We start from the raw sequence: 17528 nt of genomic DNA on the forward strand, positions 1-17528 counted from the left end.
ATTTGGTGTTTTTAACTATTTGCAGTGGAATATATAGAATAGAAACAAAAATGCCAACCTTATGGTTGGCATTTATTATTAAATCACAGCTTGAATCTATTTATCGTCAAATATAGCAATCCCTTTTTCAATCACTTTCTTAACGCCAAACTGATTTTCAAAAGCAAACTTGATGGTAAGTATGCCGTCTAGCTTTTTATTTCCTTCGGCCTCTCTTGCAATTCTAACATCTGAGTACAGAGGTTTATCAGTATTTGTGCTCAATATTGTTTCACTGTGTCCAATAATTGACAGATCACCATTTGTTGTAGATAACGTAACTTCTGTACCTGCAGGTAAAGGGTTACCAAATTCATCTGTATAGTGAATACGTATTGATATTCCCGTTAAACCTACATCAATTGTTTCTGGATCAGTCTCATCAGGATCATTGGGATCAAAATCAGGATTTGGCTGACTAATAATCGATAAATCTATCGTCTCTACATCACAACGCTCTGTAACATCAGACATTTCTAGAGTCGCTACAGCTGAACTAACACAGTTTGCAGGGATATGCAGTGAATTACCCTTGAGCACTGAGAAACGTACATAAGGAGTATCACCAGACATAACTAGTTCAAATTGTTTACGAACTTCTATCAACTCTCTTGAACATTCTCCAGCGTTATTCGCAGCCTCGCTACATAATAAGCCATTATATTTTCCATCAGGTCCATCGAAAAGGCCGTTGCTGTTAAGGTCACGCCACGTTTCATTATGACCTCCGCGTGAGTTTAACTCTGAACATAAATCAGTAACGGGGTCATAACTATCACCTCTGTCATCACTACAATTTGCTTTATCAAATGATGAATTTTCATTATGGTCCATAAAGGCTTCAGCTAAATCATAACTTTTATAATATTCACCAATATCAAACAAACCATTTCTACGGCTGACATCTGGCGTTGACTCTTCATCAACGAAATTTTCTTGACCTTTTGTAACAGCAAGAATGCTTACACGACCACCCATCACAACACCATCGGGGTCATTTTTTGCTCTCTTAATACCATTAATACATGGAGCAGCAACACCAAAATATGGGTCACAGTTAATTTCTTTCGTTTTAGGGTTTATACCTTCTTCAGTCGTTGAGTTACCATCAATCTCACCGATACGGTTACCCCATTTATAACTCCAAAATGGTCTATCGCCTTGTGAGCGCCAAGTAACAACACACATAGCATCCGTAGTCTTACACGTTTCCTCATTACTAGCAGAGCCAATTACACCGGCCTCAGCTAGGATAGTCGCCTCGACGCCATCTCCGTTATAGTTATTGAATTGGTCACCAAAAAACACCGTCACGTCAGTTGTTATACCATTGTAATACAGTGAGTTAGGATTAAACATAACAGGGCTTGCATCAAAACTATTTTGATCAGCGACGCCTGATGATAAAGTCAACTGTGATGAAACAGAGCTAATTTGTTCTGATAATGGGACTAAATGTAGTTCACCATCTGGGCAAATTTCGTTAGTAGGTTCAAGTTGACATAATTCATAATCGTCAACCCAACACGTTAAATCGTCGCCCACAGGTAAAGCTTTAACATCATCTTTTGATACGTAACATGCTTTCACTACAAGTGGGCCTGGCACGATTCCTGAAGTAACCGTTGTTTGAACAAATCCATCATTATCTGTATTTGCACTTTTAAGAGTTAAATTAGCGAACCCTAAAGTATCTGTTAATTTAAAATCTATACGCTGCTGTGATGATGCAATATTATCAGCATCAAGCAACTTAAATCGAACAACCGATTGCGTTGGTTGACCACCTTCACCTGGAGGAAGCGCTATAAACGTTTCGGAAACATCAATAAACTGAATAGATTGAACATCTGAAGTTTCAACTGGAATAATTGTTGTAGCTGTAAAGTTCTTTCCACCTGTTTCAACGGTAATATTAATATCATCGTTGATACCACAGCCATTAGCTCGATACGTTGAAGTAGCAATACCGCTAGAAGATTTAACTACAGCATCAATAACAGAGCTACCACTGGTTACACATGTTGAACTAAACTCGACGTCTGTTGGCGTTAAGTATAAGTTTCCATCTTCATCACGCAGTGTTACTTCAATGATAGTGCTGCCGCCAGCTTTCAATGGGATAACGTTACCTAATGCATCTATATTTAGCCCGTTATTAACCTCTAAAATTAAATCAGCGATTCCTACAGCAAAGTTAATTGATGAACTAATACCTAAAGATCGTGCGGTAATAGTGCCCGCTCCACCTGTATTGCCTGGCTGCAACTTTAAAAGAGCCATGCCAAAATTATCCGTTAAAGCCGTGCCCGACGAAGGAAGTATCGAACCTAAACTTGTGTCAAGATTAACTAATGCGTTTTTAACACCATCGCCATTTTGTTTATCAATAACCTCGACTAAAATTTCACCTAGCTCAGAGGATGATAAGTTATTTGTCACTGAACAACCACTTGAAGCTTGCGTAGGATCTAATTTAACACTGTCGCGGCCATCATCCCAAGTCGAATTACACCCAGTCAGGAGCTTTACAGATACAGTATATTGAATTTGATCAACCGGAGCTGAATCACCCGATGAATAAAACACAGCATTTTTACTTAATACGGTGCCATTGTCATTGTATTTAGCTATAACTTCTCCGGCACCTTTAAAGTTACCACTACCAAGTGAAATTTTTGCTTCACCTGCAACATTAGTTATAGAAGTACCTAAATCTGGAGTAATTTGTCCCGTAAAATTAGTGCTAAATGTTACTAGTTGATCACTAAGTGCAACGCCATCTTTTTTTAAGGTAGCCGTAACTGTTCCTACGTTATCATTTGTAACCGGATTAGCTTCTGAGAATTTAACTCCATTTTCATCTAACACTTTTACTTCAATAGTTGTATCACCAGAAACGCCAGTATCGTCTCCTTGCCCACCAGTCGATTGGAATTCAAATATTCCAGTGAATACATCGTCACTTATTGTATATGTGGCAGTTACTTTACCTGCGCCCGCATCTTTACCTGCGGTGAGTTCAATTGTTGCAACACCATCATTTTGAGTTAACGCAGAACCTGATGACGGCTCTAATAAACCAATATTGTCTGCAAGAGTAAACGTTATACGCTTGCCTGCAACTGGGACACCATCTTTTTGAAGAGTTGCACGTAGATCTAAAGAAGCGCTACTTGTCACAATATTTGATGCTTGACTGTTAGCTTGTGAGTAGCCTTGCAAAGTTAAAGTGAAATCGCCTTCTTCATTGGTATCTTGACCACCTGATGAAGTAAAAGCAAATAGCCCTTGATATGATTCTCCATCAACAAGGTAAGTCGCAGTCACTTGACCTGCACCAACTACAGAACCGGATTCGAGTGCGAGCTGCGCAACACCTTCACTATTAGTAAGGGCACTCCCTGAAGCTGGTGAAAGAGAGCCGATTCCATCAGCAAGACTAAAAGTTACACGTTTACCCGTAACAACTTCGCCATCTTTTAAAACGGTTGCACGCAAAAAAAGCGGTGCATCTTTAGTTACTGAGTTTGATTGCTCATTCGTTGCTTGATTAAACCCTTGAACTGTAATGGTATAAGTTGGTGTGTCTGGTGTAGTTCCACCACCACCAAGATCACCACCATCCTTTTCAAGTGAACCACCTCCACCACAAGCCGTGATTAGAAAACTGAATAGCACAACACTGAGCCATCGCATTAAAGGCATTGACCTCTCCCTAGCGTTTGTTATTGATTATAAAATTCGAAATATTTACCCAATGTTAACCTATATTCAGATTTTAAATCACAACTTTTATTATTTTTTTGTTGTTTTTTTGATCCACACTTTTTTTTCATATTTATCGATTTTTTCTGTATAAAAATTTGCATGCTGGTAGGCTATGGAAAATTTATAACAAATAGATTATTACTATGTCGAAAATCCGTTCAATGAGTTTAACCACCCGCATCATGATTGGCATGTTGCTGGGGGTTGCTGTAGGCTTTATTTTTCAGGCTATCTTAGCTGGCGAAGACGATTATCTAATCCCTCTTGGGTTATTCTCTTTGCCAATTAAGGGCTTTTTTGTAGATGGTTTATTTCATATTGGTGGACAAATTTTTATAGCCAGTTTGAAGATGTTGGTCGTCCCCTTAGTATTTGTCTCTCTCGTTTGTGGAACATGCAGCTTAAGTGACCCTAAAAAACTAGGTCGCCTTGGCGGAAAATCTATCGGCCTTTATCTACTGACCACTGCAATTGCAATAACGGTTGCAATTAGCTTGGCTTTATTAGTAAACCCAGGTGAAGGAATAAACTTACCTTCAGAAGCGACTTACAGCGCAAAAGAAGCTCCTACACTCGCTCAAGTGATCATTGGTATGTTTCCAACCAACCCTATTGATGCCATGGCCAGCGGTAATATGCTACAGGTTATTGTGTTTGCATTGTTATTTGGTATTGCAATGGCGCTTAGCGGTTCGGCGGGTAAGCGAGTTGCAACTGTTTTTGAAGATCTAAACACTGTGATTTTAAAGTTGGTTACATTATTAATGAACGTCGCCCCTTATGGTGTATTTTGTTTAATGGCCAAGTTATTTACCACAATTGAGCTAAATTTAATCGTTAGCTTAGCTAAATACTTTGGTGTTGTGGTTGCAGCGCTTTTTATTCATGCATTTATAAACTACACATTATTATTAAAATTTTTAACGGGCCTAAACCCAATTATCTTTTTAAAGAAAATGAAACACGCGTGTTTATTTGCATTTAGTACATCGAGCTCAAGCGCTACGATGCCAATTACATTAGAGACAGCAACTAAGAAATTAGGAGCAAATAACTCTGTAGCCTCTTTTACCATCCCGTTAGGCGCCACCATAAACATGGACGGCACAGCCATTATGCAAGGTGTAGCGACTGTCTTTATTGCACAGGTATTTAGTGTTGATTTAACTATTTCTGATTACCTAATGGTTATTCTAACTGCAACTCTTGCATCTGTAGGTACCGCAGGCGTGCCAGGCGTTGGTTTGATAATGCTTGCAATGGTACTTAACCAAGTTGGCTTACCTGTTGAAGGTATCGCTATTATCATTGGTGTTGATAGATTACTTGATATGACACGTACAGCGGTCAATGTTACGGGTGATTGTATGGTGACGTGCGTAGTTGCTAAATCAGAAGGTCAATTAGATGAAAAGATCTTTAATGACCCTAACGCAGCTAAAGATTTAGAGGATTACCATAAATCAGCTGAATAATACTTTTACTTTCAACACTAAAAAACCCGCTTAACTGCGGGTTTTTTATTAGGTTAACCTACGGGTTTAAACTTTTAAAACGCGAGTAAATGGATACCCCCGCTTTATTAATACCCCCACTAAAGCCTATAGCAAGTTTATCACTGAGTGTCTTTTTAACTTTGTATTTTACTTTATAAATTTGACGCTCATCCTGATATTTTAATAAAGTATCATCACTTGTTTCAATCGTATCTACCAAGCCTTTATCAAGTGCTTGCGTTGCAAACCAATGTTCTCCGGTTGCAACAAGATCAATATCCAATGACGGGCGCTGCGAACTAACAAACTGCTTAAATAAGCCATGTGTTTGCTCTATTTCCTCTTTAAATTTATCGCGCGCTTTATCCGTATTTTCACCAAATAAGGTCAATGTACGCTTAAATTCGCCTGCTGTTATTTGCTCAAAATCAACATCATTTTTCTTCAATATTTTATTAAAATTTGGGATCTGCGCAATCACACCAATAGATCCAACAATAGCAAAAGGTGCTGCAACTATCTCATCTGCAACACATGCCATCATGTAACCGCCACTGGCTGCCACTTTATCTATTGCTACGGTTAAGTGTATGCCTTTATTTTTAAGACGTTGTAATTGCGATGCAGCCAAGCCATAACCATGAACAACACCACCACCACTTTCAAGGCGAATTAGCACTTTATCTTTAGTTGCATCTGCAATAGCAACGATTGCCGTGATTTCTTCACGTAAACTATCCACTTCATTAGCATCAACACTGCCATTAAAATCAATTACGTATAATCGAGGCTTAGTCTCTTCATTTGCAGCTGCTTTTTTAGCGTCGGCTTTTTGCGTTTTATGAAATGCTTTTAACGCTTTACCCGATAATGTGTGCTCTAAAAAGCTATGTTTTAAATCCTCTAATTGCTCTGATATATCCTCTATATCAATTTCGCCTTTTTTTACTTTCGGTTTTACTGCAGCCCCCACAAAAATTATTACCACGGCTGCAATTGCGATAACCAAGGTCACTGTTTTGGCAAGAAAAATGCCGTACTCATAAAGAAATTCCAATTCTATTCTCCAAATAAAAATTTGCATCAATTTAACCGAACTCGCGCTAACTTACCATTCAAACACAAGAAAGCCACTTTTCAGTGGCTTTTGATTTACTTAACTACAAAAAACTTAGTCAGTAACAATCTCTGTATTAGCAATTGATAACGCTCTTCCGCGTGTTGCTAAGTAAGATGCTATTTGTAACTGCATCTCGGTGGTTGCTGCTGCGCTGTCTTGTGCATTCGACCCTGCGCCTACATCTGGGGCCGGCGTCAATACTGAACCATGATGCCCTTTAGTAAACTTAACAACGTAGCTCATAGGTGCCTCAGTTAGTGGCTGCGACTGAGCGACCGTCGTTAAGCCCATTAGACGCGCTAAAGGAAGCGAACCTGCAATAGGGTTATTCACAGTCATCGGTGGAATTACTTGATCAGCTTTGTTAAGCGCGCCATCACCCACAACCACATTCATATAAATAGGTGTGCCAAGCGCCGCAATTGAGCTTGCATAGTTTGTTGGATCACCACTATCTAACGCTGTTTGTGAAGCAAATGCAAATTGCGTCATAACACCTTGTATATTTGCTATTTTAGTCGTTTCACCCGCTACCGTTAACGCAGCAGTAAATTCTTTGTATGCACATGAAGTAAATGCACGACTATAATCGGCTTCACCACAGTTTGAAATTGCAGGGCCTTGTGTGTACGCAGCAAATTCAGCAGACTCAGCGGTACCCGCTGAAAGTAACACAGAACCTTGTACAAATGGACCAAAGCTTGCGGACTCAAGCAAGAAGCTTGCAATACCGCCGCCGCCGCTAGCCAAAGCAACTGTGTTCACTTTAAATAAAGGATCTACTTGTGGTGCCAATGGTGTATTTGTTTGTGTAACAAATGCAGGCGCGACAATTGAGCCTAACGAGTGACCAATGTATGTTACATCTTGCGTGTTAAGAGATTCATCATTAACAAAATTTAAGCCTAAACGTAAGCCCAATAAATCTGCCGCTGATTGTCTTAAGTTATCACGTGCTACTAGCAACGACTGTAGATTCATATACGCAAGCACAGAACCTGTGGTTGCATTAAAATCATCTTCGCCATCGCCATCAACATCTATGCCACGCTCGCCATGCACTGGGTGGTCAATTGCTACTGTCGCAAAACCTTGTACAGCTAAGCTTGCAGTCAATGCTAGCATCGACTCTTTTTGTGTTGTAATACCGTGTTGTAAAATTACAACAGGCCAACCCTCAGCTGGCATTGTTAGTTCGCCCATCCCTATTTGTGCTCTAATCATATTAATAACGGGTAAAATAGGTTTAGTAACTTGCACTGGCACATCTGCCATACTCTGTACTTTAGGTATTGAGTTATATTTAGTTAAATGTTTAGTTGTATCTAAACCTAAATCACGTAAACGCCCTTCACTCAATGCAGCACATGTGCCGTCATTAACACTTATAGGTTCTGCTGGGAAAGCATCACCTGCAGCCGCTTTATATCCAAGTACAGCTACTGCACTATCGCACATGCCTTGCCAATAGGTGTCTGCTAAATCAGTAATTGCAGTACCCGTTGGGGTTGATAAATACATAGGTAACATTACATTACCTTTTTGATATTGCACACCAGCAAAAGCAGGTGAAAGCCCTGTAATATTTTGCGCAGCAAACACTTGCTCAACGGTTAACATTGGTTGTTCTGGTACTTGTACTGCAGGCCTTGGCAACGCTGGATTTTGTAAACTAGCAGCCAAAAGAGACTTAATAGTGCTAAGAACAGGCCCTACTGATTGAATCGTCATAGCAGCAGAGTAAATAATATCATCTTTACTAATTGCACCGCCTGAAGTAACAACATTTTCGTAACTATTAACTGCACCTTGTAAGGCAAGTTGAGACGGTGTAATTAAGGGTGTTTCTTGTTTTACTAAACCATACGTTGATGAAGGCTTAATTGAACGCCCTTCTGAATCCTTTAAACTGGTCGTTAAAACGTTAATGTAAGAGCTACCGGCTTTAAATGGTTTAAGTGGAATAATGGCAACTGCATCACCACTGCCTTTAGTTACAAAATCAACACCAAAGGTAAGTTCACCTACTAGCTTACATGCTGCGCCAGCAGGTGCTACAGAGCACTGTGCATCGGTAAGACTTGCACCCATAATGACTTCAAATATCCGCACAGCACCAGGAGTTCCGGCTGAGGTTGCATCAAGACTAATACTTGGTGGAAATGTTAAGTCGATTTTAAATGGTACTTGGCTTGACCAGCCATCCAGTGCGCCTAATGCCATTGATGGATTTGCATAGGCAGCTCTGCTAATAGATACGCCATTGGCATCTAGCTCACCTGGAATATTCAGCGTACCATCTTTAGTGCCGCTCATTAATAAGTCATTGGGGACTGAAATCACCCCATTGGCAGGGTCAAATTTCACTGTAGCAGCGGGGATCACTGCTGGAGTCTCTTTTTTAACGTCTTCTAATGTTTCACCGCCGCCGCAACCAGCTAAAGCAGCTGTAATTGCAAGTGAGAGTAGCATTTTTTTCATGTTGTTTGCTCCGCACAAAATCTTATTTTTATAGTGTGTTCAAATAAATAAGTGTAGTTAATGTTTTACTAAATTCTTAAACGTGATAGATAAATATTAGTTAAAATAATGTAATTAGGTTATTAACAAGACATTAGACCAGTTAAAGTTAACGTAAAGTTTCAAATTTCGCCACCTTATTTTACAATAAATTCGATAACTTGGTGTTTTGCTATGTTAAAATCATTGAAATAAATTCTTTTGGACCTTTCTTATGCAAACTTACAAAGCGGCTGAAAATGCCCTGCAAGACAAAGTGATCTTAATTACTGGTGCCGGCGATGGCATCGGCCGAGTTGCTGCACTTACTTATGCAAAGCATGGCGCAACAGTGATTCTTTTAGGTAAAACCACCAGCAAGCTTGAAGCTGTTTATGATGAAATCATCGCATTAAGTGGTCCAAAGCCTGCAATTGTACCGATGGATTTAAAAGGTGCAACAAAACAAAACTTTAGAGACTTAGGTGTCACGATAGAGCAGCAGTTTGGTAAACTTGATGGCTTACTTAATAATGCCGGTATTATTGGTTCATTAGGGCCACTTGAGCATTTTTGTTCATCAACGTTTGACAACATCATGAAAGTTAATGTCACGGCTCAAGCAATGATCACTAAATACATGTTCCCAGTACTGAGAAAATCACCAAGTGCATCGATTATCTTTACTTCATCTGGTGTTGGCCGCCAAGGCCGTGAATTTTGGGGTGCATACGCAATCTCTAAATTTGCTGTTGAAGGTATGATGCAAACGTGGGCGTGTGAAGTAGGTAAAACCAATATTCGTATTAACTGTATCAATCCAGGTGCTACTCATACTGCAATGCGTGCTAGTGTCTATCCGGGCGAAGACAGAGATAAACTGGCATGCCCTGAAGACTTAATGCCAACGTACTTATATTTAATGAGTGATGATTCAAAAGACGTGAATGGCCAATCATTAGACGCACAAGCTAAGTAATACCAATCAACTTAAATATTTAACTATTCTAGCGAGTTAAATAAAGCGCTAACTGCGTTATAAATTTTTCATGTACGACTGCATGGATGCAGTAGGTAGAGCAATGCAGGAGCAATTGCCGAGAACAACACCATGTCAAAATTTATGCCTTGTTATCACTGTATTTATCTTTCGCTATAAATGGTCAGTAACTTAACACGATTGGTATAACCTAAACTTCGGACAATAGTCCCGATCGAAAAAGCCGCTATTTAAGCGGCTTTTTTAATGCTAACAAAACAATTAGCGACGTTTTGTCTGCTTAACACGATTATTATGTTTTTTAACCGCTTTACGAATTTGGTTGATTTTGGCGCGCTTATCTTTACGCTTTTCTGGCATAACTGACAATTTAGTCTGCGTTTCACGGCCCAGTTTTACCGTTTTACGTAAGTAATTGACTGTTTCTAAATCTAATTCAGCCCAACCACCTTGTGGTAAGCGTTTATCGAGCTCTAGCTTGCCGTAACGAATACGAATAAGACGAGATACTTCGACATCTTGTGATTGCCATAAACGACGCACTTCACGGTTACGCCCTTCAGTTAACGTAACATTAAACCAACGGTTAATACCTTCACCGCCCAGCGGTTTTATATTAAGGAATTTAGCCATACCATCTTCAAGTTCAACACCTCTGGTTAGGTTTTTTACTGTTTCAGCTGTTACCTCACCAAATACACGTGCCGAATATTCACGCTCAACTTCATAACTTGGGTGCATTAGGCGATTCGCTAATTCACCGTCGTTGGTGAATAACATTAAACCCGCCGTGTTTATATCTAAGCGGCCCACAGCAATCCAACGTTCGCCATCAACACGTGGGAGACGATCAAATACTGTTCTGCGTCCTTCTGGATCTTTACGTGTACACAATTCGCCCTCAGGCTTGTTATACATAATAACACGGCAAATTCGTTCTGCTTTTTCTTCAATTTTAACAGTGTGGCCGTCAACACGGATCAAATCGGTTTCTTCTACGCGATCGCCTAACTTTGCCACTTTGCCATTTACACTCACGCGATTTGCATCAATGTATTTTTCCATTTCACGACGAGAGCCAACACCTGCTCTTGCCAATACTTTTTGTAACTTTTCACCTTGTATACTCATTCGGATAGTTCTCTCACAGAAGGATCACTCAATAGCTGGTCGATTTTGCTTTGTTGCTGCTTAGGCAACGGAGGTAAGCTATCTAAACCCGCTAACGAAAAATAATCTAAAAATTGTTTAGTTGTTGCATATAAAGCGGGCCGCCCCGGTACTTCTTTATGCCCAACGACTTTAATCCACTCTCGCTCGAGCAGATTTTTAATAATTCCCGAGCCAACAGTCACACCTCGTACTTGCTCAATCTCGCCCCGAGTGATCGGTTGTCGATATGCAATAAGTGAAAGGGTTTCTAATAATGCTCGAGAGTATTTTGGTGCACGCTCTTGCCACAGGTTACTTAACCACGGACCTAGACTCGCACACGCTTGAAATCGAAAACCACTCCCAACTTCTACCAAACGAATTCCGCGTGTTTGATAATGCAGCTGTATTTGTTCTACAGCGTGAGTGATCCGTGCCATTGAAATATTTAAATCAATTAACACCGTGTCTTTTATATGCCGTTTAGTGAGGGGTTTTCCAGCAACAAATATCGCCGCTTCAATGATCTCAACAAGTTGCTCATCACTAATTCGCCGACCCGCCATACCTACCCTTTATCTAATAAGCTTATGTAACGCATTATTATGACAGATCTAACTGAAACTAGGAAAAACAATCGTTAAAAATACATAAAAAATGCCAATAACGAAGCTATTGGCATTGGTATGATTTAATAAGCGTAAATAAATTAACTATTTTTTATCATTTCAAGTGCTTCATCTTCAGCAACATCGCTACCATAAGTTTGAATATAACCTATAAACTCTTGCTGACTTATACGTTTGTCTTGGTTTGTATCCATATAACCGAAGTGGTTTGCTATGTCATCATCGTTTGCTTCACTGATAGAGATAAAACCATTACGGTCATTATCTAAAGAACTAAAATCGTTTTCAATCGGATCAAATTTGGCAATGTCGGCTTTAAAAGCAGAGTCAGCAACCTCAGTATCGCTGGCAACTTTACCGGTATTGAGTTGCATATAACTATTAAATTCTTTACGGCTGATCTGCTCATCCATATTTGTATCAATGTTTGAGAAATGTTCCCAAATATTGTCATCATCAGCCTCTACTTTTGAGATGTAGCCATCATCGTCATTATCTAAACTACCAAAATTACTGTCGATTTTTGGCATTGAAGATGTCGAACATGCTGATAAGCTCAGAGCTGCTAAAATAGTAGATGCTAAAGTTAACTTTTTCATAAGAAATTTCCTTGTAATTGATTAATTTCAATCAAATACAAACAAGTTAAATGCCAACTTTAAAAACCTTAAAAATCAATAAATTAATGAAATACAGGTCATTCACCAACCTGCCTCACTGCAACCATTTCATACAAGCATGTAAAAATTGCATGCATTGCAAATACTTAAATTGCGGCGTTTTGATAACGCTTCACAAAATCTGTTACTACTTCACCATTACATTTTAGTGAATTTAAGTTACCAATTTTTTCTTTAACGGGTGCAAGCCCTTGCTTTAAAGCTGTAATGCATAACTGAGTTTCTTGCTGTGTATTTTTAGCAAACACCTCGATCACTCTCGCTTGTTGAGCATTATCATTGATTTTTTTTGCAATGTTACGAATATCGTCACCATTGCACAAAATGCTTTTTGAAAAACGAGATAGGTTTACACCATGTTGCGCTGCCACTTTTCTGGCTGCAGAAAAACCTTCATTAGCACTAATAGAGCATAACTTAGACTCAATTTTATGATCCGCTGAAACATACTGCGCCGCGCTGACTGAATGTGAGAAAGAAACAGTTGCTACGAACAATGCTAAAAGTTGTTTTTTCATGATGTACCTTTAAAATGAATAAATAATGAACGGGTGGTTTGCGCGCATTATATATACACAAAAATACAAATCAACTGGATTATATATTTAATTTTTTATTTAATATAGCATTAACAACGCTTAATACTTGGTCATCATTTGTTCAACAAAACAGCAGCTCATTTTTATTAATAACCGCATGTGCCATCCGCTATTTGATGATAGAATTTAGCCCTCATCTAAAAGAAGATAATTATTTAGGGCCATCTTATGAAAGTTATTTCATTTAACATTAACGGGCTGCGCGCTCGCCTACACCAATTACAAGCAATTATTGATAAACATCAACCTGACATTATTGGTTTGCAGGAAATTAAAGTTCATGATGAAGCCTTTCCGTTAGAAGATGTGCAAAAAATGGGTTACCACGTTTATTTTCATGGTCAAAAAGCCCATTACGGGGTTGCTATGTTGTGTAAAGCAGAGCCTAAATCTGTATTTAAAGGGTTTGCAACTGACACTGATGAATCGCAAAAACGGATGATTAGCGTCACCGTTAGCCAAGAAAATGGCCGTGACTTAACCGTTATGAATGGCTACTTTCCACAAGGCGACAACATTGCACATGAAACTAAATTTCCGTACAAACGCCAATTTTATCAAGACTTAATGACCCACCTTGATACAAACCACAACAGTGATGAAGACGTCATTGTTATGGGTGATATCAATATTTCTCCAACCGAGTTAGATATTGGTATTGGCGAGCCAAATCGTAAACGTTGGCTAAAAACAGGCAAATGTTCCTTCCAGCCAGAAGAGCGTCAATGGCTTGCAACGTTACTTGATTGGGGCTTCAAAGACACGTTCCGTGAACTTCATCCTGACACTATTGAGCAATATTCATGGTTTGATTACCGTTCAAAAGGGTTTGATGATAACCGAGGGTTGAGAATTGATGTTGTTTTAGCAACCTCGGATTTAGCTGCGCGCTGTATCGATGCTGGTATTGATTACGAATTACGAGGCATTGAAAAGCCCTCAGATCACGCACCTATTTGGTCAACGTTTAGCTAGCACATAACTAAATGACTGAACTAAATGACTGAACTAAATGACTGAACTAAATGACTGAACTAAATGACTGAACTAAAAATAATGCCAATAATAAGCCTCGAATTGCAATCTATTGCGTGGTTTATTGTTGGCTGCCTTTTTTTACTCAGCGTCAATAAAACGCAATATACCGCATTGATGACAACACCTGCGCGTCAAACTGGTTTATTTGCTTGTACAGTAGTAATGGCATTGCTGTGGCGTATTAAAGCAGGCATATTACCGGGCCTTGAATTACATATACTCGGTGTCACTGCTATCACGCTTATCTTGGGCTGGCGCCAAGCTATACTGAGTGCTTCGCTTGCTACTTTGCTATTAGTGGCTTTTAAGCAAATCACTGTTACTCAATTACCCATACATTTATTACTCAGTGCCTATTTACCAATATTATTGAGCTATGCTTTTTTTATTCTATGTTATAGCCTTCTACCTCGGCATTTTTTCGTCTACGTATTTGTCTGTGCGTTTATCTGTGCAGCAATTATCGCGTGCTTAAAAATACTCTCTATTAGTCTTTTTTACTATTTCACGCTCAGCTATAACTGGTTTGAATTAACTGAAAACTACCTGTATTTATGTGCCATAATTTGGTTTCCTGAAGCGATGCTAAATGGCATGGCTATTACGTTACTGATCACCTATCGCCCCCAGTGGGTAAAAACTTTTTATGATAAGGATTATTTAGACTCATGAGTCTCAATTATCAATGCCCGCTGTGCCAACACGCCCTTGAGTTGAACGCAAACACGCTTAAATGCACTAACAACCACAGTTTTGATTTCGCCAAAGAAGGTTATGTAAACCTACTACCCGTTCAACAAAAAAACTCAAAGCAACCTGGCGATAACCTAGATATGGTGCAAGCAAGACGCGATTTTTTAAACACGCAGCATTATCAGTTTTTACAATCAACTATTGCAGACCACGTCCATACCCTTGTTCCAAAAACAGTGATAGATTTAGGCTGCGGAGAGGGTTTTTATACCCAAGCAATTGCTAACGCCTGTAATATTGAAGTGTATGGTGTAGATATTTCAAAATCAGCCATCAAATACGCGGCCAAACGTTATAAACACTGTAATTTTAGCGTTGCATCAATTAGCCAAGCGCCCTTCGCTGATGATTCGGCTGATGTGTTAGTCAGTATTTTTGCGCCTTTATTTGATACTGAATTAGCGCGTTTAGCAAAACCAGGAGCAGCACTTATTGTTGCAAGTCCAGGTCCTTGGCACTTAAAAGAATTAAAAAACAAGATTTACCGTGAAGTAAATGCACATACGCCAATTGACATACCTGAAGGGTTTGAACTCGTCGAGCAACGTTTACTAGATCAACAAATTGCTTTGCCGTTTAAAGATGTGAAAAATCTAATTACAATGACGCCTTTCGCATGGAAATTTAGACCAGAGCATTGGCTTGAGCTAGAACAACAAGGCGAGCAAATTGTCACCTTATCGTTTTATGTAAGCCAATTTAAGCGCCTTACAGATTCTCTTTCGTAAAGGCACGATCCATTTTTTCAAACATATCGTTGAGCAAACGCGCCAAATCAGCGTATTTTGGATTTTTGCTATTGACCTGGCCTTGGTAGCCATTTGCTACCATTTTCCCATGTAGTTCTTTATACCAATGCATCATCGCGGGTTCAAGTTGAGTTTGAGCCCGTTTTCCTAGCCATAGCAGGCCTTGAAAAGGTAAAGACAGAAAAAATAATGCCATTGCAATTGCTTGAGGCAAAAAATCACTGCCTAAATAATTCAACTGCATAAACAACGTAAGCATAGCGATAATTGGCATTACCGTAATCGCAAGATCGGTAGCTTTTATTACTTTAAATTCGATAAATAGCGGTGCCAGCTCTCTGCGAAGAGGCCATTTTTTTGCATATTCACGACCAGTTTGAACTTGTGACATCACACTCTTTTGCATCATGGCTCCTAGGTATCGCTGGTTTATCAATATAATATTTACTGTTTGAGTGTACCACACTCGCGGTAACATTCCTGTGTAAAATCCATTCCACCTTTTTACCTTAAAACTTGTTTTTGATCATGCTTATCACTAACGTTAAAACAATAAATGAGGTAAAATATCCATGCATTAAGTCAATTAGACTTTATATTTACTTAGCATTAAAAATAGCCTTTAGCGAAAATAATTTACTTTATAACCAGCTAAACAAACCGTTTTTAATGCAAGCCAGTATTTACTTAAGCATAGCAATATATCGGCCGATTACTACTTTGCTTTAATTTACATTCTTACTCTTAATGCTCACTTACTGATATTGTCAAAAATGGGATCTTGTTATGCCTTCTCAACCAGCTCTACCTCGCCATGTTCTTGTTCTTAACTGTGGCAGTTCAAGTTTAAAATTCGCAATTTTAGATGCTTTAACCTCTGAAGAAATTATTTCAGGTCTTGCCGAGCGTTTAGGATCTTCAACCCCCTTAATTAAGTACAAATATCAAGGTGTAAAAAAACAAATTGAACTTGAGACAAACCAAGCTCACGGCGCTGCAATTGATACGCTGGTTGCGCTGATCAACGATCATCATTTAGCTGATCACTTAATTGCTGTGGGTCATCGTGTTGTTCATGGTGGGGAACATTTCACCCAATCAGTTTTAATTGATGACGATGTAATAAAGGGCATTACCCAAGCGGCAACGCTTGCGCCTTTACATGGCCACGCAAATTTATTAGGTATTTCATCGGCTCAGGCATCATTTAAAGGCTTACCACAAATTGCCGTTTTTGATACTGCCTTTCACCAAACGATGGAAAAAACAGCTTACCTGTATGCCTTGCCCTACAAACTTTATACAGATTATGGCGTTAGGCGTTATGGCTTTCACGGTACAAGCCATTTTTATGTTGCTGAACAAACAGCTAAATTATTAAATCAATCAATTGAACATAGTAACTTTATTAGTGCACATTTAGGTAATGGTTGCTCGGTGTGCGCAATTAAAAACGGTAAAAGTGTTGATACGAGTATGGGACTTACACCACTCGAAGGCTTAATGATGGGAACTCGCAGTGGTGATATTGACCCTGGCCTATTTAACTTTTTAACCACACAGCTTGATTACAGCGCACAGCAAATCGATGATTTACTCAATAAGCAAAGTGGCTTACTGGGTATTAGTGAACTCTCCAACGATTGCCGAACAATCGAAGAAGCTGCTGTAGCAGGTAACGAAAAAGCAATTCTCGCACTCGACATGTTTTGTTATCGATTAGCAAAACAAATTGCAGCTTTTATGGTGCCATTACAACGCCTAGATGCTTTGATTTTTACAGGTGGCATTGGTGAAAACTCAGATATAATTCGCGCAAAAGTAATCGCGCAGCTCTCATTTTTGGGCCTAGACTGTGACAATACAGCAAACCTTGCAGCGCGTTTTTCAAAGCAAGGGATTATTAGCTCTACAGCAGCAAATGTCAAAGCGGTCGTAATGCCTACGAATGAAGAGTGGGTTATTGCCCTTGATGCTGCAACCATTGCGCAGGAGCACTAATT

14 protein-coding genes are annotated in these 17528 nt (G+C 39.3%); 6 read left to right on the plus strand and 8 right to left on the minus strand.

The genetic code is table 11. The features are described 5' to 3' along the window. Positions 1-96: 96 nt before the first annotated feature. Positions 97-3747 (minus strand): hypothetical protein, encoded by a 3651-nt coding sequence (locus HH219_RS18305; RefSeq protein ID WP_249118556.1) that lies wholly within the window; start codon positions 3745-3747, stop codon positions 97-99. 206 nt (positions 3748-3953) lie between these two features. Here HH219_RS18305 and HH219_RS18310 point away from each other — a divergent pair, with 206 nt between their 5' ends. Continuing rightward, positions 3954-5285, plus strand: coding sequence for a dicarboxylate/amino acid:cation symporter (locus HH219_RS18310; RefSeq protein ID WP_054206533.1), 1332 nt, complete (start codon positions 3954-3956; stop codon positions 5283-5285). 58 nt (positions 5286-5343) lie between these two features. On the opposite strand, the gene sohB is transcribed toward HH219_RS18310, so the two are convergent. Further along, positions 5344-6363 (minus strand): protease SohB, encoded by a 1020-nt coding sequence (sohB, locus tag HH219_RS18315; protein ID WP_054206532.1) that lies wholly within the window; start codon positions 6361-6363, stop codon positions 5344-5346. Between the two features lie 114 nt (positions 6364-6477). Continuing rightward, on the minus strand, positions 6478-8907 hold the full coding sequence (locus tag HH219_RS18320; protein WP_169328277.1) for a VolA/Pla-1 family phospholipase: 2430 nt from the start codon (positions 8905-8907) through the stop codon (positions 6478-6480). 253 nt (positions 8908-9160) lie between these two features. Between HH219_RS18320 and HH219_RS18325 the strand changes: the two genes are divergently transcribed. Next, positions 9161-9904 carry a YciK family oxidoreductase gene (locus HH219_RS18325; RefSeq protein WP_054206530.1) on the plus strand — a complete coding sequence of 248 codons (744 nt, stop codon included), beginning with the start codon at positions 9161-9163 and terminating at the stop codon, positions 9902-9904. Positions 9905-10186: 282 nt separating this feature from the next. Here HH219_RS18325 and rluB read toward each other — a convergent pair whose 3' ends face one another. The 4 genes from rluB to HH219_RS18345 all read right to left on the minus strand — a co-directional run bounded on the left by rluB (position 10187) and on the right by HH219_RS18345 (position 12904). Next, the gene (gene rluB / locus HH219_RS18330) at positions 10187-11056 is read right to left on the minus strand and encodes a 23S rRNA pseudouridine(2605) synthase RluB (RefSeq protein ID WP_054206529.1); all 870 of its coding nucleotides are present in this window, start codon (positions 11054-11056) and stop codon (positions 10187-10189) included. After that, positions 11053-11643: an SMC-Scp complex subunit ScpB gene (gene scpB / locus HH219_RS18335; RefSeq protein ID WP_054206528.1), complete on the minus strand. Its 591-nt coding sequence runs from the start codon at positions 11641-11643 to the stop codon at positions 11053-11055. The genes rluB and scpB overlap by 4 nt, the downstream gene beginning before the upstream one ends. Positions 11644-11786: 143 nt before the next feature. Next, positions 11787-12305 (minus strand): EF-hand domain-containing protein, encoded by a 519-nt coding sequence (locus tag HH219_RS18340; protein WP_054206527.1) that lies wholly within the window; start codon positions 12303-12305, stop codon positions 11787-11789. Positions 12306-12472: 167 nt separating this feature from the next. Next, the gene (locus HH219_RS18345) at positions 12473-12904 is read right to left on the minus strand and encodes a hypothetical protein (protein WP_054206526.1); all 432 of its coding nucleotides are present in this window, start codon (positions 12902-12904) and stop codon (positions 12473-12475) included. Between the two features lie 249 nt (positions 12905-13153). Here HH219_RS18345 and xthA point away from each other — a divergent pair, with 249 nt between their 5' ends. The 3 genes from xthA to rlmA all read left to right on the plus strand — a co-directional run bounded on the left by xthA (position 13154) and on the right by rlmA (position 15504). Then, positions 13154-13960, plus strand: a complete 807-nt coding sequence (gene xthA / locus HH219_RS18350; protein ID WP_169328278.1) for an exodeoxyribonuclease III — start codon at positions 13154-13156, stop codon at positions 13958-13960. A gap of 87 nt (positions 13961-14047) precedes the next feature. Beyond that, entirely contained in the window at positions 14048-14695 is a 648-nt protein-coding gene (locus tag HH219_RS18355; RefSeq protein WP_064435982.1) for an energy-coupling factor ABC transporter permease, read from the plus strand. After that, a complete protein-coding gene (gene rlmA / locus HH219_RS18360) occupies positions 14692-15504 on the plus strand; it encodes a 23S rRNA (guanine(745)-N(1))-methyltransferase (RefSeq protein ID WP_054206524.1) in 813 nt (270 codons plus the stop codon). Before HH219_RS18355 ends, rlmA begins: the two co-directional genes overlap by 4 nt. Here the strand turns inward: rlmA and yfbV are convergent. After that, complete coding sequence (gene yfbV, locus HH219_RS18365; RefSeq protein WP_169328292.1) at positions 15485-15931, minus strand: terminus macrodomain insulation protein YfbV; 447 nt, start codon at positions 15929-15931, stop codon at positions 15485-15487. The genes rlmA and yfbV overlap by 20 nt on opposite strands. Before the next feature lie 380 nt (positions 15932-16311). Here yfbV and HH219_RS18370 point away from each other — a divergent pair, with 380 nt between their 5' ends. Beyond that, positions 16312-17526 carry an acetate kinase gene (locus HH219_RS18370; RefSeq protein WP_169328279.1) on the plus strand — a complete coding sequence of 405 codons (1215 nt, stop codon included), beginning with the start codon at positions 16312-16314 and terminating at the stop codon, positions 17524-17526. Positions 17527-17528: the final 2 nt, after the last annotated feature.

The organism is Pseudoalteromonas sp. NEC-BIFX-2020_015, assembly GCF_012952265.1.
Lineage (GTDB): Bacteria > Pseudomonadota > Gammaproteobacteria > Enterobacterales > Alteromonadaceae > Pseudoalteromonas > Pseudoalteromonas neustonica.